This is a genomic window from Sphingopyxis sp. Root1497 (assembly GCF_001427085.1).
GTDB lineage: Bacteria > Pseudomonadota > Alphaproteobacteria > Sphingomonadales > Sphingomonadaceae > Sphingopyxis.
This window is the reverse complement of record NZ_LMGF01000004.1, coordinates 526199-544637: the sequence shown is the minus strand read 5'-3', so window position 1 is coordinate 544637 and position 18439 is coordinate 526199. Positions and strand designations below refer to the sequence as shown.

The 18439-nt window shown below is 65.6% G+C and carries 18 protein-coding genes and 1 pseudogene; 13 read left to right on the top strand and 6 right to left on the bottom strand.

Annotated elements, in window-relative coordinates; translation table 11 throughout:
• Window positions 1-235 (bottom strand): PilZ domain-containing protein (locus ASD67_RS14075; protein WP_235535682.1); only part of this gene is annotated, 235 nt, incomplete at its 3' end.
• A gap of 108 nt (window positions 236-343) precedes the next feature.
• Between ASD67_RS14075 and ASD67_RS14070 the strand changes: the two genes are divergently transcribed.
• The 8 genes and pseudogenes from ASD67_RS14070 to ASD67_RS14035 all read left to right on the top strand — a co-directional run bounded on the left by ASD67_RS14070 (window position 344) and on the right by ASD67_RS14035 (window position 6201).
• The gene (locus ASD67_RS14070; protein ID WP_056348212.1) at window positions 344-754 is read left to right on the top strand and encodes a response regulator transcription factor; all 411 of its coding nucleotides are present in this window, start codon (window positions 344-346) and stop codon (window positions 752-754) included.
• Window positions 755-852: 98 nt separating this feature from the next.
• On the top strand, window positions 853-1389 hold the full coding sequence (locus ASD67_RS14065) for a DUF4199 domain-containing protein (protein WP_056348210.1): 537 nt from the start codon (window positions 853-855) through the stop codon (window positions 1387-1389).
• Between the two features lie 86 nt (window positions 1390-1475).
• Window positions 1476-3077: a lysine--tRNA ligase gene (locus tag ASD67_RS14060; RefSeq protein WP_056348208.1), complete on the top strand. Its 1602-nt coding sequence runs from the start codon at window positions 1476-1478 to the stop codon at window positions 3075-3077.
• Window positions 3078-3182: 105 nt separating this feature from the next.
• A complete protein-coding gene (locus ASD67_RS14055) occupies window positions 3183-3668 on the top strand; it encodes an asparaginase domain-containing protein (protein ID WP_056348206.1) in 486 nt (161 codons plus the stop codon).
• A 114-nt stretch (window positions 3669-3782) separates the two neighbouring features.
• A pseudogene (bufA2, locus tag ASD67_RS14050) lies at window positions 3783-4043 on the top strand (BufA2 family periplasmic bufferin-type metallophore); the annotation flags it as partial.
• A 142-nt stretch (window positions 4044-4185) separates the two neighbouring features.
• Entirely contained in the window at window positions 4186-4494 is a 309-nt protein-coding gene (locus ASD67_RS14045) for a hypothetical protein (RefSeq protein ID WP_056348204.1), read from the top strand.
• Window positions 4495-4553: 59 nt separating this feature from the next.
• Complete coding sequence (gene bufB, locus ASD67_RS14040; RefSeq protein ID WP_056348201.1) at window positions 4554-5399, top strand: MNIO family bufferin maturase; 846 nt, start codon at window positions 4554-4556, stop codon at window positions 5397-5399.
• Entirely contained in the window at window positions 5392-6201 is an 810-nt protein-coding gene (locus ASD67_RS14035; RefSeq protein ID WP_056348199.1) for an HvfC/BufC family peptide modification chaperone, read from the top strand. Before bufB ends, ASD67_RS14035 begins: the two co-directional genes overlap by 8 nt.
• On the opposite strand, the gene ASD67_RS14030 is transcribed toward ASD67_RS14035, so the two are convergent.
• Complete coding sequence (locus tag ASD67_RS14030) at window positions 6159-7193, bottom strand: fatty acid desaturase family protein (RefSeq protein WP_056348197.1); 1035 nt, start codon at window positions 7191-7193, stop codon at window positions 6159-6161. The genes ASD67_RS14035 and ASD67_RS14030 overlap by 43 nt on opposite strands.
• 154 nt (window positions 7194-7347) lie before the next feature.
• On the opposite strand from ASD67_RS14030, the gene ASD67_RS14025 reads away from it, so the two are divergent.
• A complete protein-coding gene (locus ASD67_RS14025; RefSeq protein WP_235535681.1) occupies window positions 7348-9984 on the top strand; it encodes an EAL domain-containing protein in 2637 nt (878 codons plus the stop codon).
• A gap of 203 nt (window positions 9985-10187) precedes the next feature.
• Here the strand turns inward: ASD67_RS14025 and ASD67_RS14020 are convergent, their stop codons facing one another.
• The 4 genes from ASD67_RS14020 to ASD67_RS14005 all read right to left on the bottom strand — a co-directional run bounded on the left by ASD67_RS14020 (window position 10188) and on the right by ASD67_RS14005 (window position 14019).
• Window positions 10188-11459 (bottom strand): metal-dependent hydrolase family protein, encoded by a 1272-nt coding sequence (locus tag ASD67_RS14020; RefSeq protein ID WP_056348194.1) that lies wholly within the window; start codon window positions 11457-11459, stop codon window positions 10188-10190.
• A gap of 119 nt (window positions 11460-11578) precedes the next feature.
• Complete coding sequence (locus ASD67_RS14015) at window positions 11579-12544, bottom strand: RcnB family protein (protein WP_056348192.1); 966 nt, start codon at window positions 12542-12544, stop codon at window positions 11579-11581.
• A 137-nt stretch (window positions 12545-12681) separates the two neighbouring features.
• On the bottom strand, window positions 12682-13227 hold the full coding sequence (locus tag ASD67_RS14010; protein WP_056348190.1) for a (2Fe-2S)-binding protein: 546 nt from the start codon (window positions 13225-13227) through the stop codon (window positions 12682-12684).
• 27 nt (window positions 13228-13254) lie between these two features.
• Complete coding sequence (locus ASD67_RS14005; RefSeq protein ID WP_056348188.1) at window positions 13255-14019, bottom strand: class II aldolase/adducin family protein; 765 nt, start codon at window positions 14017-14019, stop codon at window positions 13255-13257.
• 304 nt (window positions 14020-14323) lie between these two features.
• On the opposite strand from ASD67_RS14005, the gene ASD67_RS14000 reads away from it, so the two are divergent.
• The 4 genes from ASD67_RS14000 to ASD67_RS13985 all read left to right on the top strand — a co-directional run bounded on the left by ASD67_RS14000 (window position 14324) and on the right by ASD67_RS13985 (window position 18245).
• Complete coding sequence (locus ASD67_RS14000) at window positions 14324-16519, top strand: YadA-like family protein (RefSeq protein ID WP_056348186.1); 2196 nt, start codon at window positions 14324-14326, stop codon at window positions 16517-16519.
• A gap of 63 nt (window positions 16520-16582) precedes the next feature.
• Window positions 16583-17152 carry a hypothetical protein gene (locus ASD67_RS13995; RefSeq protein ID WP_056348184.1) on the top strand — a complete coding sequence of 190 codons (570 nt, stop codon included), beginning with the start codon at window positions 16583-16585 and terminating at the stop codon, window positions 17150-17152.
• 184 nt (window positions 17153-17336) lie between these two features.
• Window positions 17337-17543, top strand: coding sequence for a 30S ribosomal protein S21 (rpsU, locus tag ASD67_RS13990; protein ID WP_037510267.1), 207 nt, complete (start codon window positions 17337-17339; stop codon window positions 17541-17543).
• 180 nt (window positions 17544-17723) lie between these two features.
• A complete protein-coding gene (locus ASD67_RS13985) occupies window positions 17724-18245 on the top strand; it encodes an FKBP-type peptidyl-prolyl cis-trans isomerase (RefSeq protein ID WP_056348180.1) in 522 nt (173 codons plus the stop codon).
• Window positions 18246-18439 lie beyond the last annotated feature (194 nt).

Here is an 18439-nt window from a genome sequence, read left to right as displayed (position 1 = left end):
CCCCCATGCGGTCGACTTCGGTCCACATGACGACCGCATAGACCGTCTGGCCGCCATAATGGATTTCGCAGCGCGAGCGCACCGGCAGGATCACGCCGCCCTCGATCCGCGCGCCGCCTTCGGACAGGTCGGTGATGCGGCCCTCGACCATGTTGAGCACGCCGTTGACGACGACGTCGAGCGATACGGCGGTGCGCGCATGCTGGCGCGGGTTGCGGGGGGTGATGCTGGTCATGCCGCGAGGCTAGGCAAAGATGGTAAATTTTCCGGTAACGATCTTGTGTCGCCCCGGGACGTTTCGGCCATGTTGCAAGCAGGGGGCGACAATGGTTTACCATGCGCCATGGCCCGCCCGATCATCCTCTATGGCATCGCGCTCGCCGCCGCGGCCTTCCTGCTCGAATGGCTGAACTACAAACATGTCGTTCATCGCTGGTCGAGCGAATTCTATATCCTGTGCATCGCCGTCCTGTGCGTGGCGCTTGGCATATGGGTCGGCAACCGGCTCACCGCGCGGCCGCGCCAGCCCTTTGCGCACAACGACGCCGCGATCGCGGCGCTGGGGATCAGCGCGCGCGAATGCGAAGTGCTGGCCATGCTCGCGGCGGGCCACGCCAACAAGGTCATCGCGCGGCACCTCGATATTTCGCCGAACACGGTGAAGACCCATATCGCCCGACTTTATGAAAAGCTGGAGGTCGCCAGCCGGACCCAGGCGGTGCAGAAGGCGCGGACGCTCGACATCCTGCCGTAAATTCGGACGATGCCCCCGAAATCACCCGTTTGGGCGATGGATTTCGGCCGTTGTTCGGGTCCATCCCGCATGGCATTCATTCTTTGGGGAGACAGGTCATGGGCAGGATCATCGCGGTTTACGGCGCCATCGCAGGCATCATCGTCATTTTCGGCATGTTTATCAGCATCACCGTCGTGGCCGACCACGGCACGATGGGCATGGTCGCGGGCTATCTGTCGATGCTGGTCGCGTTGCTGTTCGTCTTCGTCGGCGTGAAGCGCTATCGCGACGTCAACCTGGGCGGGGTGATCGGCTTCTGGAAGGCGTTCGGGATCGGACTGGGCATCGGGCTGGTCGCATCGCTCTTCTACATCCTCGGCTGGGAACTCTATATGTGGCGGACCGGCGGGACCTTCATGACCGATTATATCGCCACGAGCATCGCGGACATGCGCGCGGCGGGCAAGTCGGCGGCCGAGATCGCGAAATTCTCTGCCGAAATGGGAGCGATGGCGGAGCAGTACAAGAATCCGTTGTTCCGCATGGCGCTGACCTTGACCGAGATATTGCCCGTCGCGCTGCTGGTGTCGCTCGTGTCGGCGGCGCTGCTGCGCCGGAGCAGCTTCCTGCCCGCGACCCAGCCGCGCGACTGATCGACCTCCCCTCCCTTGGGGAGAGGGGAGCGGTTCGGCGCATTTTTGCCTTTCGCGCGGCCGCCGCTTCCCGCTATGGGCGGCCCATGACCGACCTGCATCTCGATCCCGCCCTGCGCGAACCCGCGTTGACGTCCAAGGCCTGGCCGTTCGAGGAAGCGCGCAAGCTGGTCAAACGCTATCCGCAGGGCAAGCCTGGTGGCGATCCCGTGCTGTTCGAGACCGGCTATGGCCCCTCGGGCCTGCCGCATATCGGCACCTTCAACGAAGTGCTGCGCACGACGATGGTCCGCCGCGCCTATGAGGCGCTGACCGGCGGTGCGCCGACGCGCCTCGTCGCGTTCAGCGACGACATGGACGGGCTGCGCAAGGTGCCCGACAATGTCCCGCAAAAGGAAATGCTGACCGCCTATCTCGGCAAGCCGCTCACCGACATTCCCGACCCGTTCGGCAAGTATGAGAGTTTTGCGCATCATAACAATGCGATGCTGCGCGAGTTTTTCGACCGGTTCGGCTTCGATTATGAATTTGTCAGCTCGACCGAGCGCTACAAGTCGGGGGCATTCGACGAGGCGCTGAAGACGATCCTGCGCCACAATCAGGATATTCTCGACATCATGCTGCCGACGCTGCGCGCCGAGCGCGCCGCGACCTATTCGCCGATCCTGCCGGTCAGCCCGACCTCGGGCATCGTGCTGCAGGTGCCGGTGACCGTCGTCGATGCTGACAAGGGCCTCGTGTCGTTCGAGGATGAGGGGCAGACGATCACCCATTCGGTCCTCGGCGGCGGCGCCAAGCTGCAGTGGAAGGTCGACTGGGCGATGCGCTGGGTCGCCTTGGGCGTCGATTACGAAATGTACGGCAAGGACCTGACCGACAGCGGCGTGCAGTCGGGCAAGATCGCGCGCGCGATCGGCGGGCAAAAGCCCGAAGGGCTGATCTACGAAATGTTCCTCGACGAAAAGGGCGAGAAGATTTCGAAGTCGAAGGGCAATGGCCTGAGCCTCGAGCAATGGCTGAGCTATGGCAGCGAGGAAAGCCTCGCCTTCTTTGCCTATCGTGAGCCCAAAGCCGCGAAGCAGCTGCACATCGGCGTGATCCCCAAGGCGGTCGACGAATATCTGCAGATGCGCGGCAATTATCCCGCGCAGGAAGGCGACAAGAAGCTCGGCAACCCCGTGCATCATGTCCATGTCGCGCGCAGCGAGGCGGTGCCGGCGGACGAATTGCCGGTGACCTTCGGGCTGCTGCTCAACCTCGTCGGGGTGATGGGCGCCGATGCGTCGAAGGAACAGATCTGGCGCTACCTCGGCCAATATGTCGAGGGTGCCAATGCGGCGACCTATCCCGAACTCGATCGCCTGATCGACAATGCGATGGCGTATAACCGCGACTATGTCGCGCCGACGCTGAACCGCCGCAAGCCGGTGGGCGGCGAGGGCGCGGCGCTCGCCGACCTCGACGCGAAGCTGGCGGCATTGCCCGTCGATGCCTCGGCCGACGATATCCAGAACATCGTCTACGAGATCGGCAAGAACGAAGCCTATGGTTTTGAAAATCTGCGCGATTGGTTCAAGGCGCTCTACGAGACGTTGCTCGGGTCGAGCGCCGGGCCGCGCATGGGCAGCTTCATCGCGCTGTTCGGGATCGACAACACGCGGCGGCTGATCGCCGAGGCGTTGGCGTAAAATAGCTCGTCATTGCGAGCGAAGCGAAGCAATCCAGAGCGGACTACGCGACTCTGGATTGCTTCGCTTCGCTCGCAATGACGGAGCAACGAAGAGGACAGCCCCATGATCGACATCTTCACCACCGGCGGGACGATCGACAAGGTCTATTTCGACGCGCTCAGCGAGTTCCAGATCGGCCCCGCGGCGATCCCTGACATGCTGCGCGAGAATAATGTCCATGTCGCGCACCGCGTCACCCAGCTGATGCGCAAGGACAGCCTGGAGCTCGACGACGCCGATCGCGCCGCGATCCGCGCCGCGGTGGCGGCGAGCGACGCGACGCGCATTCTCGTCACCCACGGCACCGATACGATGGTCGTCACCGCGCGCGTGCTCGCCGGGCTGGCGGGCAAGACGATCGTGATGACTGGTTCGATGCAGCCCGCGTCGGTGCGGGCGAGCGATGCCGAGTTCAACGTCGGCTTTGCGCTCGCCGCCGCGCAGACGCTGCCGCCCGGGGTCTATATCGCGATGAACGGGATGATCTTCGACCCCGCGACGACTGAAAAGGATCGCGCGGGCGCGCGCTTCGTCGCCGCGGCGGATTAGAATATTCGGCGAGGGGCCGAGCACCCCTGTAACTTCCTGTCGTTCCGGCCGGAATAGGAAGATGTGGGAGGGCAATGGGCTCTTCCGCCGGACTTATTTTGGAAGGATCACCCCATGATCAACAGCAAGCTTGCCGGCCTGATCGCCGCATCGGCCACCGCGCTTGCGCTCGGCGGCGCCGCCTTTGCCGCCGACGCGCCTTCGGGCAGTTCGGGCAGCGCCGTTGGCGCCAAGGACATGGTCCATTGCTATGGCGTCAACAGCTGCAAGGGCACCGCCGACTGCAAGACGACCGCGAACGCGTGCAAGGGCCAGAACGCCTGCAAGGGCCATGGCTTCAAGGCGGTGGCCGCCGCAAAATGCCTGAGCGACGGTNGGCCGCGGAGCGCCGCGCGGGGCAGTTTTTCTTTCGCCTGTGATCGAGATCATGCCAATATCCTCCCGGGTCGTGTGACAAAGGCCAAGGGGCAATGATTCGCCCCACCTTTATTCTGACAATCAAGGGAAGGACGATCTCATGACCAACAAACTTGCCGGGCTGATCGCGGCTTCGGCCACCGCGCTGGCCCTGTCGGGCGCCGCTCTGGCCGCCGATCCGCCGGCCGCCGCCAAGAAGGTCGGCGCGAACGACGAGGTCAAATGCTATGGCGTCAACAGCTGCAAGGGCACGTCGGATTGCAAGACCGAAGCGAGTTCGTGCAAGAGCGCGTCGGGCTGCAGCACCGCGGGCAACAGCTGCAAGGGCGCCAATGCCTGCAAGGGCAAGGGGTACAAGAAGGTCGCGGCCAGCAAGTGCCTTGCCGACGGCGGCACGATCGGCGCCTGATTTCCACTCGGCAGGTCCGGCGCCGCCGGGCCTGCTGATTGGAATTTGAAGGGACGCGCATGGACGACCGCAAAACGGCGCCGTCGCCGGGTTTCGGCCTTGGCCTGCGCCCCGATCATTACCCCGAGTTCCTGGCCGGACCGCAAGCGGTCGACTGGCTCGAGATCATCTCCGAAAATTACATGGTGCCCGGCGGCAAGCCGATGGCGATGCTCGATACGATCCGCGCCGATTATCCGATGGTGATGCACGGGGTGTCGTTGTCGATCGGGTCGGACGAGCCGATCGACAGGACTTATCTGGCCGACCTGAAGGCGCTCGCGGCGCGGGTCGAGCCTTTGTGGATTTCGGACCATCTGTGCTGGACCGGGATCAACGCGCACAACAGCCACGACCTGCTGCCACTGCCCTATGACGCGCCCGCGCTGACCTGCGTCGTCGACAATATCGCCCGCGTGCAGGACTATCTCGGCCGGCGCATCCTGATCGAAAATCCGTCGAGCTATGTCACCTTCCGTTCCTCGGACCGCAGCGAATGGGATTTCCTCGCCGACATGGCGGTGCGCGCCGATTGCCTGTTGCTGCTCGACGTCAACAATATCTACGTCAGCGCGCGCAACCATGGCTTCGACCCGCTCGATTATCTCGCCGGCCTGCCGGGGGATCGCATCCAGCAAATCCACCTCGCCGGGCATAACGACATGGGCGACTATGTCATCGACACCCACGACAGCGACGTCTGCGACGCGGTGTGGGACCTCTATGCGCAGGCGTGCCGCATGTTCGGCCCCGTCGCGACGATGATCGAGCGCGACGACGACATTCCGCCGCTTGTCGACGTCATCGCCGAACTCGACCGCGCGCGGGCGCTCGCCGCGCGGGTGTTGGAGCCGGTGCATGGTTGAGGCGTTGCGCGATGTGCAGGCGCGATTCCTCGCCGGGGTGATGTCCGGCGATGCGGAGGCCGAGGCGCTGATTGTCGACGACAACCGCGTCGGCGCGGCGCGGCGGCTCGACATTTATCGCAACAATTACCGCGCCAGCCTGCGCGACGTGCTCGCCGACCATTTCGAGCGCGTCCACGCCTGGCTCGGCGATGATCAGTTCGACAATCTGGCCGACGCCTATGTCACTGCGCATCCGTCGCTCACGCGCAATTTACGTTATTATGGCGGCGAATTTCCGGCGTTTCTGGCGCAGCATTATCCCGCCGATGGCGAACTGGCGGAACTGGCCGCACTCGACTGGGCGCTGCGGAGCGCGTTCGACGCCGCCGATGCGGCGCCGCTCGATGCTGCAGCGGTCGGCGCGCTCGGCGAAGGCTGGATCGACCGGCGGCTGACGCTTCATCCGGCGGCGCAGGTGCTGCGCCAGTGCCACAACAGCCGCGCGATCTGGAGCGCGCTCGACGAGGGCGAGGCGCCGCCCGACGCGGTGTTGCTCGCGGTGCCGGTGCGGCTGCTGATATGGCGCCGCGGCGTCCAGTCGCAGTTCCGCACCTTGTCGGAGGGGGAGGCCGATGCCTTGGCGCTGTTCGAAGCGGGCGCCAGCTTCACCGATCTCAGCGCCGCGGCGATTGCGGGAATGGGTGAGGATGCGGCGATGCAGGCGCTGGCCGGGTGGCTCGCGCAATGGCTTGCCGACGGGGTGCTGGTGCTCGCGGATCAGGCGCGAACCGCCGTCACTTGCCGCAGCACGCTGAGATAGCCCGGCGCGATCGTCATTTCGCCGTGCCGCCCGGCGCGGCCGAGCGCGGCATGGACCTGCGGCAGGCGATAACAGGGCACGCCCATGAACAGGTGATGCTCGGCGTGATAATTGACCCAGTAGGGCGCGACCGTTGCGCGCGCCAGCCAGCCGGCGTGCGTCGTGCGGGCATGGGTGAAGGGATCGTCGCTGCCGGTGGTCGTGCAGGCATGTTCGGCGATGTTGCGGATGCGCAGGTAAAGCTGGAACGTAGTCGCCAGCCCCGCGAGCCAGAGCAGGTACGGCGTCCAGCCGTAGAGCGCGAGTGACAGCGCCAGCAGCACCGCCTGGACGAGCAGGAAACGTCCGACCGCGCGCGTCACCGCCATCGCACCCGCGACGTCGACCGTTGGTGACGTCATGCCGTCGTCGGATTGCTTGTTGAAGGGTGTACCGGCCTTGGTGCTTGCGCCCTTCTTTTCGGGCTTCTCGCCGCGTAGCATCGCCTTCAGCCCGACAAGCGCGAAGCCGAACTGCGCGACGCGCTGTTTGAAAAATGTCTGGCCGGTCAGGTCGCGCGCCACTTTGCGCCACAGGCTGGCGCGGGTGGTGGGGAAGGGCTTCGACAGCGACAGGTCGGGATCCTCGGGCTGCTGGGTGAATTTGTGATGCTGCAGATGATAGGTGCGATACGCGATCAGGTCCGATCCCACCGCGGCGCCGGTCAGCCAGTCACCGAGGAAATTGTTGAGTTTTCGGTTCGGATGCAGCGCGCCGTGCGCGGCGTCGTGCATCAGGATCGCGAAGCCGAGTTGGCGCCCGCCGACGAGGATGATCGCCGCGAGCCAGCCCAGCGGGTTCGCCAGCCAGGCCGCGAGGCCGATCACCGCGATGCTGACGATCCACCCGTGCGCGACGAGCCAGATGCCGCGCCACGCCGAGGCGCGGGTGATCGCGGCCCATTCGGCGCGGTCGAAGAATCGGTCGGGCGGCAAGAGGCGAACGGCAGGCATGGCGCGACTATAATCGGTTTCACACGAAAACCCAATCCTTCCCATTATGGAGCAATTCCGGGGATTTACGGATCGGAGGGATAAGGTTTTGGAAACCCCTTTCTGGCACGGAATGCCGCAAGGACCGACTAAAGCAGGAACAGCGGGATTGGGGTTGAAGCGGGCCATCGTGCGACCGGAGAATAGCGAGCCGTCGTTCGACGGATCGCTGTTCGAATCGCCGGAATTCGTGACACGCCTGACGCGCGTCGCGCAGCTGTGGCACTATGTGCTGGTCAGCCGCGCGCTCGTCTATTTCGCCTGCGCCTTTTTCCCCGGCCTGCCCGGCTTTTTCGATCGTCCGTCGCAATGGCTGGTCTTGGCGCTCGGCATCGGCTGCGACCTGGTGCTGACGGTGATCGGCCAGCTGTCGCGCACGCCGGGCAACGCTCTGGCGCGGCGCACCATGTTGTGGGGCACGTCGTGCATGACGCTGATCGCGCTCGGCACCTTGCTGACCAGCATCGCGATGTTCGTCTCGTCGCCGTCGGTCGATGCCACCCCTTATGCCGACGCCTTTGCCGCGATCCGCATCGGCGCCGTGCTCGTCGCGGCGGCGGCGGTCGCGATCGCGCGCCCGGCCTTTTTCGCCTTTGCCGGCGCGACCGCGCTCGGCGGGGCGATCGGCAAGGCGTCGATGCCCTTCGCCTTCGCCGCGATGATCTTTCTCTTCCTGCTGATCGTCATGGTCCGCGAGGATGCGCGGCACCAGCGGCGTACCGAGCGCGCGAACCGCAAGGCGATCAGCGACCAGCAACGCGCGCTCAATCTGGTGCGCGACTTCGAACGCGCCGGGCGCGGCTGGTTCTGGGAAACCGACCGCCACGGCCAGCTCGTCTATATCTCGCCGACGGTGGCGGCCAAGCTCGGCCGTGCGCCGAGCGACCTGCGCGGCAAGCCGTTCACCGACATCATCCGCAAACGCATCGGCAATGACGAAAGCGAGGAACGCACCCTCGGCTTCAGCCTGTCGTCGCGTACACCGTTCAAGGAACTGACGGTGCAGGCGGCGGTGCCGGGCGAGGAACGCTGGTGGTCGATCTCGGGCCACCCGATCAGCAACGAACTCGGCAATTTCCAGGGGTTTCGCGGCAGCGGTACCGACCTCACCGAAAAGAAGAAGTCCGAGCGTGAGATCAACCAGCTCGCGCGCTACGACGTGCTGACCGGGCTCGCCAACCGGCTGCATATCACCGACCTGCTCGAACGCGCGCTGAAGAACCATATCGGCCAGCCGCAGCCGTGCGCGCTGCTGTTGATGGATCTCGACCGTTTCAAGGCGGTGAACGACACGCTCGGCCATCCGGTCGGCGACCAGTTGCTCCAGCAGGTCGCGGCGCGGCTTGCGCAGATTGTCGGCGACCGCGGGCAGGTCGGGCGGCTCGGCGGCGACGAATTCCAGATCGTGCTGCCGCAGATCACCCACGCCGACAAGCTCGCCAACATCGCCAATGCGGTCATCCTCAGCCTCGCCAAGCCGTTTGCGATCGAGGGCGAACAGGTGCGGGTCGGCTCGTCGATCGGCATCGCGGTGTCCGAAGGGGCGGGGGTGTCGTCGGCGGCGCTGGTGCGCAACGCCGACCTCGCGCTCTATGCCGCCAAGGACGCCGGGCGCGGCGTCTATCGCTTCTATGCCGACGCGATGCACAACCAGGCCAGCGAACGCAAGGCGATCGAGGACGCGCTGCGCGACGCATTGGCGAAGGACGAACTCAAGCTCGTCTACCAGCCGATCGTCGATGTCGCGAGCGAGCGCATCTCGGGATTCGAAGCGCTGATCCGCTGGCAGCGCGGCGACGAGGCGATGATCAGCCCGTCGAAATTCATTCCGATCGCCGAGGAATCGAACCTGATCGTGCCGATCGGCGAGTGGATCATCCGCTCGGCCTGCGCGTCGATCGCCCGGCTTGGTCCCGACCATCGCATCGCGGTCAATGTCTCGCCGCGGCAGTTCGCCAACGACAAATTGCCAGCGACGATCATGAGCGCGGTATCGGCGGCGGGTATCCGCCCCGAACAACTCGAACTCGAAATCACCGAGGGGGTGTTCCTCGACGAAAGCCCCGAGAATCTGGAGATGTTCCAGCGGCTGAAACGCACCGGGGTGCGGTTGGCGCTCGACGATTTCGGCACCGGCTATTCGGCGCTCGGCTATCTGAAGAAGGCGCCGTTCGACAAGATCAAGATCGACCAGAGCTTTGTGCGCGGCGCCGCCGACAAGAGCAGCATGAACGCCGCGATCATCTCGTCGATCGTCGGACTCGCCGCCGCGCTCAAGATGGAAACCACCGCCGAGGGGGTCGAGACGCACGACGACCTCGACCTGATCCGCGGACTCGGATGTAGCCACGTCCAGGGCTATATCTATGGGCGTCCGATGAGCCTCGACGAAGCGGTCGCGCTGCTGCGTGCCGATGGTGGCCGGGTCGTCGCGCAGGGGTATAAGAGCGCGCGCGAGACGCGCAGCCGCACCTTCCGCACGATCCAGGTCGAAAGCGGCGGGCATCGCTATGAGGCGATCGTCCGCAACCTGTCGACGCGCGGCGCGCTGATCGAGGGGCTGTGGAACGTGCCCGCGGGCACCGGATTTCGCCTCGAATTCGGCCCCGACCTTGTGCTCGATGCCGAGGCGCGCTGGTCCGATCAAAACCGCGTCGGGGTGCAATTCGCGCAGGCTGTCGAGATCACTGCGCTGATCGGCGGCAGCGTGGCGGGGCAGTCGGTACGCGCGCGGATCGAACGCGCGGCGTGATGACCTGCGCCCGCGCTGCTGCGTGGGTGGGTGGTGGAGTCGGCTTTGGGGTGGGGAGCGGCTAACCCCATTTTCGTCATCCCGGACTTGATCCGGGATCCCGATTTTTGCAGCATCGGCAGGCTTCGACCTAAAGCGGGACCCCGGATCAAGTCCGGGGTGACGAAGAAAGAATGGCGGTTTACGCCCGAAGCCGCTGAAAACTAGTCCGCGATCCGCCCGCGCACCATCACCCAGTCGACCTTTTCCAGCGTGCGCACGTCGGTCAGCGGATCGCCCGAAACCGCGATCAGGTCGGCCGACATGCCCGGCGCGATGCGGCCGATTTCATTTTCCATCGACAGCGCCTTCGCCGCGACGGTCGTGGCCGCCGCGACCGCTTCGCGCGGGGTCAGGCCGTTCGCCACCAGCAGCGCGAATTCGCCGGCGTTGCGGCCATGGTCGAACACCCCGGCATCGGTGCCGAAGGCGACGGGGACGCCGAGAGCCTTGGCGCGGGTCACCGCCTTGCCGACGCTGCCCATCGTCATGCGGACCTTTTCCTCGACCGTCGGCGTATAGATGCCCTTGCCCAGCCGCTCCTTGATCCCCTCGAACGCCATCAGCGTCGGGACCAGATAGGTGCCCTTGGCCTTCATCACCTTCAGCGCGGCGTCGTCGGCGAAGGTGCCATGGTCGATCGTGTCGATCCCGGCGGCGGCGGCATCCTCGATGCCGCGCGCGCCATGCGCATGCGCCATCACCTTCAGCCCCAGCGAGTGCGCGGTGGTCGCGATGCTGTCGAGTTCGGCGCGGCTGAAATGTCCCTCGAGCCCGCGGCCCTGCTGCGACAGGACGCCGCCGGTCGCGGTGATCTTGATGATATCGGCGCCGGCACGCGACGCCTTGCGCACCTTTTCGGCGCATTCGACCGCGCCGGTGCAGGTATAGCCCTGGTCGAGCACGCCATGGACGTCCTCGCGAAAACCGGTGACATCGCCGTGACCGCCGACGATCGACAGCGCCGGGCCGGCGGCGATGATGCGCGGACCGGTGATGAAACCGGCGGCGGTGCCGCGGCGCAGCGAAAAGGCGGTATATTGCGCCGAGCCCGCCTCGCGCACCGTGGTGAAGCCGGCGCGCAGCGTGATGCCGGCATTTTTGACGCCGACGACGACACCCCATTCGTCGGGATCGACCGCTTCGCTGCGATAATCGCCGCCGGGGTCGCCGGTGAGGTGGACGTGGAGGTCGATCAGGCCGGGAAGCAGCGTCTTGTCGCCCAGGTCGACGATTTCGGCATCGGCGGGGGCGGGGCTGCGGCCCGGGCTGATCGAGGTGATGCGGTCGTCGGTGACGATGACCGTCGAGGCACCGAGCGCGGGCTTGTCGGCGTCGGTGATGACATGGCCGGCGTAGATGACGGTGGTTTTCGCAAAAGCCGCGCTGCCCATGAGCGCGAGCGTCGCCGCGGCGACGAGTCCGAGTTTACGCATCCGATTTTCCCCTGCTTTGTCCCTTCATCGTGGCGCGCCGGGCGGGGGAGGGCAAGCGCATAAAAAGAGGGGCCGGTTGACCGGCCCCTCAGTTTGCCATCTGATAACCGAAAGGAATATTACCAGAAGAAATCGTAGATCACGTCGACCACTTCGCCGCTGTAGGTGTCGACGAGCAGCGCATCGTCATAATAGCGGACCCAGCGATACCCGCCATAGGCCGGCGGCAGGCGGTAATAGCCCGGATCGTTGATCCAGTAGCGCTGACCATAGAAGAGCGAGCCGAGCGTGAAGCCGACGCTGAACCGCGTGTAATTGCGGCCGCGATAGGGGTTGTAATAGCGCGGCAGGCGATAGTTGTTGCCGTAGCGCTGGCGATAGTCGCGCCAGTTGTAGCGGTTGTCGTTGCGCCAGCCACGGTTCCAGTTGTTGTCGTGGCGTCCGTCGCGATAGCGGCGATCGGCATAGCCGTCGCGGTTCCGGTCGTAGCGGCGGTCGACGCGGTTGTTGTCGTTGCGATCCCAGCGGCGATCGAGGTCGCCGTTGCGATTGCGGTCGTAACGCCGGTCGACCTGGCCATTGCGGTTACGGTCCCACTGGCGGTCGACCTGACCGTCGCGGTTGCGATCCCACTGGCGGTCGGTGCGGCCGTCGCGATTGCGGTCATAGGTGCCGCGGTTGCGGTCCTGACGCGGGCGCTGATCCTGGCCTTGCCACTGCTGGCGCGGAGCCTGTTGACGCTGGACCTGCGGACGCTGACCCTGCTGACGCTGGACCTGACCGCCGCGATCGCGGTTGCCCGACCAGTCGCGGCGTTGCGGCTGTTGTCCCTGCGGGCGCTGGTCCCGCTGACGCTGTACCTGCTGGCGCTGCACCTGCGGCTGGACCTGCGGGCGCGGTGCCTGCTCGCGCTGGCCGCGCTGGTCGCCGCCACCGCCGCGCTGGGCACGGTTGCCGCGATCCCCGCGATCCCCGCGGTCGCCGCGCTGCGCCTGTTGCTGGCCGTCGCGGCCCTGTGCGAACACCGGGGCGATCGGGGTCAGCATCGTCGCGGCGATCAGCAATCCTCCGATAAACTTCTTCATCTGCCATACTCCTCGGTTTCCCATGGGCGGCGGACAGCCGACCGGGAAGATGAACCGATATTTACCGTCGGCAATATGAGTCATGGCTGAACCATGATGTTGCCTGCGGTTCAGCTAGATGAACGGTGCGAAAGCGTTTAATGGTCCGGCGGCGCGCGCATCGCCGGAACGGCGCCGGCGGCGTCCTGCGGGCGGATGCCCGGCGGCGGCGCGGCGGCGATGCGTTCCTCGCCGCGCAGCACGCGCCCGGCGCGCCTGATCGCGCCGCGGATGCGCGGATAGGTGCCGCAGCGGCAGATGTTGGTCATCGCCGCGTCGATCTCGGCATCGCTGGGGTTGCTGTTGGTGCGCAGCAAGGCGGCGGCGGCCATGATCATTCCCGACTGGCAGAAACCACATTGCGGAACTTGCTCTGCGACCCACGCTTGCTGCACCGGATGACTCCGGTCGCGGGTCAGTCCCTCGATCGTGGTGACGAACCGCCCCTCGCATTCGGCGATCGTGACCAGGCAGCTGCGGATCGCCTCGCCATCGATATCGACGGTGCACGCGCCGCATTCGCCGGTGCCGCAGCCATATTTGGTCCCGGTCAGGTTCGACGCGTCGCGCAGCGCCCACAGCAGGGGCGTTTCGGGATCCATGCGATATTCGACCGGGCGGTCGTTGACCGAAAAGCGCGTCATGCCGCCCCTGTTAGCCGAATGGCGGGATTAGTCACGCCAGCTCGTGTCGATCTTGTCGACCTTGCGCACCATCGCGTCGAATTCGGCCTTGCCCGACTGGCCGGGGATCGCCGCCATATACAGGTCGCGCTGGTGGACCTTGATCACCTCTTCGTCGACCAGGATCGGCTTGCCCATGCTCATCGTCGCAAGCTGGATTTCGCATGCGCGCTGCAGCGCCCAATATTTGATGAAGGCATCGCTCAGCGACTTGCCCATCACCACCGGGCCGTGGTTGCGCAGCATCAATATGCGCTTGTTGCCGAGATGCTCGACCAGCCGCGTGCCTTCTTCCTCGCGCACCGTCACGCCCTCGAAATCATGATAAGCGAGCTGGCCCATGAAGTTGCAGGCATAGAAGTTGGTCGGCTGCAGCCCGCCCTCGAGCCCGCACACCGCCATCGTCGCGGTGGTGTGGGTGTGGATGATCGCATGCGCGTCGGGCAGCACGCGATGGAACAGGCTGTGCTGGACAAAGCCCGCCTTGTTGACGTGCCAGGGATTATCCTCGTCCAGCTTGTTGCCGTCGATGTCGATCTTGATCAGGCTCGACGCGGTCACTTCGCTGAAATGCATGCCATAGGGATTGATCAGGAAGGCGCCTTCCTGGTCCTCCAGCTTCACCGTGATGTGGTTGAAGATCATCTCGTCCCAGCCCATCATCGCAAAGATGCGGTAACAGGCGGCGAGTTCCTGCCGCGCCGTCCACTCGGCTTCGCTATATTTGCTGTTGCGCTTCAGCTGGGTCGCCATGGCCTGATCCTCTCGCAGTCGGTTTCGTTGTGCCACCTATGCCACAGCCGCGCCGGTTCGCACAATCCCACGAAGCCGCGCGGCGAACTGGTTAACAAGAGCGATAAAACGTTGACCTTGCGGCGGTTAGTCGTCAGTCTTCGAATCAGGGTCGAGCTGCGGGGCTTCCATTTGTCCAAAAGAGACAATGTGGTCCGCCGGCGTGTCTGCGCTTGGTCGACCCGACCATCCTCTTCATGTCGGTTGCAGTGCATCTTTTCGCGGTGCGGCCTCCTGCTGCCCGCGCAATGGGGAGTGAGGAACAATGCGTTATACGGTGAAACTGTCCGCGTCTGCGATGGCGTTGGCGGCCTATGCCGCTTTCTCGGCGGCACCCGCACAGGCCGAAACCTGCCTGCTCGACAGCGATAACGACGGCGTCGTGTCGGCGGGCGATACCGATGGCGGCGCGATCTCGGGCAATAACACCCAGCTCGCCTGCGGTCCGAACGCGCGCACGACGGGCAATGGTTCGACGGCGGTGGGTTCGGGGGCAACCGCCACCAACACCGGTTCGACCGCGGTCGGCCAGAATGCGACCGCGAACGACCGCAGCACCGCGATCGGTCGCACCGCGACGGCCACCGGCCAGACCAGCGTCGCGATCGGCAACCTCGCATCGGCGACCGATGAAGATGCGGTCGCGATCGGCGAACAGGCGCGGGCCACCGGCTTCCACTCGACCTCGGTCGGCGCCGAATCACTCGCCTCGGGCCGCGGGGCTCAGGCGTTCGGCTGGCAATCGGCGGCGACCGGCAACTTCAGCGTCGCGACCGGCCGTCAGGCGCAGGCGACCGGCCTGAATTCGACCGCAGTCGGCGACAATGCCCAGGCGACGGGCGACAACGACACCGCCACCGGCCGCGCTGCGGTCGCTTCGGGCACGTTCAGCGTCGCGACCGGCGCGAGCGCGCAGGCCACCGGCCTCGCCTCGACCGCCAACGGGTCGTTCGCGAACGCCTCGGGCACCTTCTCGAGCGCGGTCGGCGAACTCGCCAACGCCTCGGGCGACCTGTCGAGCGCGCTCGGTTCGAATTCGAACGCGTCGGGCGACGAATCGACGGCTGTCGGTGTGCTGGCGAATGCCACCGGGCTGCAATCGACGGCTGTCGGCACTGGCGCGCAGGCGACCGACGAGGACGCCACCGCCTTTGGGCAGGGCGCCAATGCCTCGGGCTTCCACTCGACGTCGGTCGGCGCCGAATCGGTCGCTTCGGGGCGCGGTGCGCAGGCGTTCGGCTGGCAGGCCTCGGCGACGGGCAACCTCAGCGCCGCGATCGGCCATCAGGCCAATGCCTCGGGCCTGCAGGCCACCGCGGTCGGCAAGAACGCCAATGCGGCGGGCAGCAATAGCTATGCCGGCGGTTTCGCCGCGAGCTCCAGCGGCGCCTCTTCGGTCGCCATCGGCGACGCGGCAAGCGCAAGTAACACGCTGTCGGTGGCAGTCGGCCAGCTGGCGAACGCCAGCGGCAACGCCTCGTCGGCGCTTGGGGCCCAAGCGGTCGCGTCGGGCAACCAGTCGACTGCGGTCGGTGCCGCGGCCAGCGCCACCGGTGACTTTTCGAGCGCTCTCGGTACGCAGGCACTGGCTTCGGGGCAGCAGTCGCAGGCGCTCGGTGACTCCTCCGTGGCTTCGGGCCTGACCTCGACTGCGGTCGGCAGCTTCGCGCGGGCGACCGATGAAGATGCCGTGGCCGTCGGCCAGGGCGCACTGGCTTCGGGCTTCCATTCGACCGCCGTCGGCGGCGAATCGGTTGCCTCGGGTCGCGGTGCGCAGGCGTTCGGCTGGCAGGCGGTCGCCTCGGGCAATCTCAGCCTGGCGGTCGGTCACCAGGCCAATGCGGCGGGCATCAATGCCAGCGCGGTCGGCAAGAATGCCAATGCGGCGTTCGACAATTCGACCGCGCTCGGTTTCGGCGCCACCGCCACGGCGGCGAACCAGGTCGCGCTTGGCGGCGCGGGCAGCGCGGTTCGCGTCGGCGATATCGCGGCGAGCACCGCGGCGCAGACGGGGGCGACCGATGTGATGACGGTTGATGCCAATGGCGTCGTCGGTCGCGACCCGACGGTTCGCGCGGCGATCGCGTCGAACAGCTCGGCGATCACCGCGATCCAGGGCGTGAACGCGACGCAGAGCGCCAACATCGCGGCCCTGCAGACGTTGACCACCACCCATACCGGGCAGATCAACACGCTGTTCGCGCAGTCGGACGAGAACCGCCGTCAGGCGCGCCTCGCTAACGAAGGCGTCGCGCTGGCGCTGTCGATGGAAACCCCGGCGCTGCCGGCCGATGCCAAGTTCGGCATGTCGGGCGGCATCGGTTACTACAACGACCGCACCGCCGGCTCGATCGCGATGACCGCGCGGATCAGCGAGAAGGCCACCTTCTCGGCCGGTGTCGGCGCGGGCTTCGACTCGGGTGAGATCGGTGCGCGTGGCGGCTTCCAGGTCGTCTGGTAAGCTGTAAATGAAAACGGGCGATGCTCCTTGCCAAGGGAGCATCGCCCTTTCATGTTGGGACCTATGAAAAAGCCATCCTCTTTCTCGCGCGGCTGGTCTTCGGCCGCCTTTTCTTTGCCCGCGGCGCTGCTGGTCGCGCTCGCTTCGCCGGCTCCGGCAGAGGCGCAATCCGGGGCCGCCGCGGCAGCGCCCATCGCCGCGATGCCGGTGCCCGGCGACCTCGAACTCGCCAAGCTGATCTGGTCGACGCTGACCGCGATCGACCATGCCAATCAGTCGGGCAATTATTCGGTGCTGCGCGACATATCGTCGCCGTCGTTCCAGCTCGCCAACGATCCGGCGCGGCTCGCGCAGATTTTCGCGTCATTGCGCGACAATCGCGTCGACCTGTCGAACAGCCTGTTGCTCGCGCCTGTCTATAACGGCGCGCCGCAGGTCGGGGCGGGCAACATCCTGCGCGTGCGTGGCAGTTTTGGACTGCGCCCGACCGCGGTCGCCTTCGACTTCGAATTTCAGTGGTATAATGGCAAGTGGCGCCTGTTCGGGGTGGCGATTTCACCGATGCCGCTCGCGACCCAGCAGCCGGCCGGCGGACCCGAAGTTCCCGACGCGCGCCGCAGGGGAGGGCAATAGCCATGTTTCACGCCCCTGCCGCCGCGCAGGGGCTTGCATTTGGCCGCGAATCTGGCTAGTGGCGCTCCCAACGGAACGTCGCGGGTTCGCGGCGCTTCTTTTATTGCCCATATATCGGCGATTTATGGCGGACCGGCTATCCGGTTGCCGTTCATCGTTGGACGAACCGGAGACGACACGGCACATGCAGATCATCGTTCGCGACAATAATGTCGACCAGGCCCTTCGCGCGCTCAAGAAGAAGCTGCAGCGTGAGGGCGTGTATCGCGAAATGAAGCTGCGCCGTCATTACGAAAAGCCCAGCGAAAAGCGTGCGCGCGAACATGCCGCCGCCGTCCGCCGCGCCCGCAAGATGGAGCGCAAGCGGATGGAGCGCGACGGGATCAAGTAAGACCCGTCCTTCCCGTTCGGGATCCGGATTTGAAAAAGGCGCTGCGGCAACGCGGCGCTTTTTTCGTTGTGCGGCGCGCGTGCAATTGTCGCTGGACCGCTCCGCGCCGCTCCGCCTATAGGCGAGCCCATGTTTTTGCTCCGCCGAAATATGGTGCGGGGGCAGGGGAAGGATCAGAAAATGAGCGTGACGACGGTTCCATTGCGTCCGGTGAGCAAGGGCGGCCTGTGGCTGATGTGGTTCGGCGTTGCGGGGCTGATTGCCGCGGCGATCGCTTTCGCGGTGATGTCGACCCCTCGGATCGGCTTTGAAGTCGTCAAGGAAGGCACGGGCAACAGCCCGACCATGTCCGACGTCGTGCTGGTGAAATATGAAGGCAAGCTCGACGACGGCAAGGTTTTCGACGCCAACGAACAGGCGCCGTTCCAGGTCGCGCAGACCGCGCCGGGCTTTGCCGAGGCGCTGACCCGCATGAAAAAGGGCGGCAAGTACAAGGTCACCATCCCGCCCGCGCTGGGTTATGGCGACAAGGACAATGGTCCGATCCCGGGTGGCAGCACGCTACACTTCGACGTCGAACTGCTCGAATTCAAGACCGAGGCCGAAGTTCGCGCGATGCAGCAGCAGATGCAGATGATGCAGCAGCAGATGCAGCAACAGCAGATGCCGGGCGGCCCGCCCCCGGGCGCGCCGCAGCCCTGACCTGGAGCAGGGACTTTCGGGCATTCAAGACGGCGGCGGGTTGATCCTGCCGCCGTTTTTGTTTGGGGCGGTTTTCGGGTGGCGAGTGGACGTCGTCGTATTTCCCGTCGTCATCCCGGACTTGATCCGGGATCCCGCTTTTTTGAGGCATCAACAGGCTTCGATTTCAAGCGGGACCCCGGATCAAGTCCGGG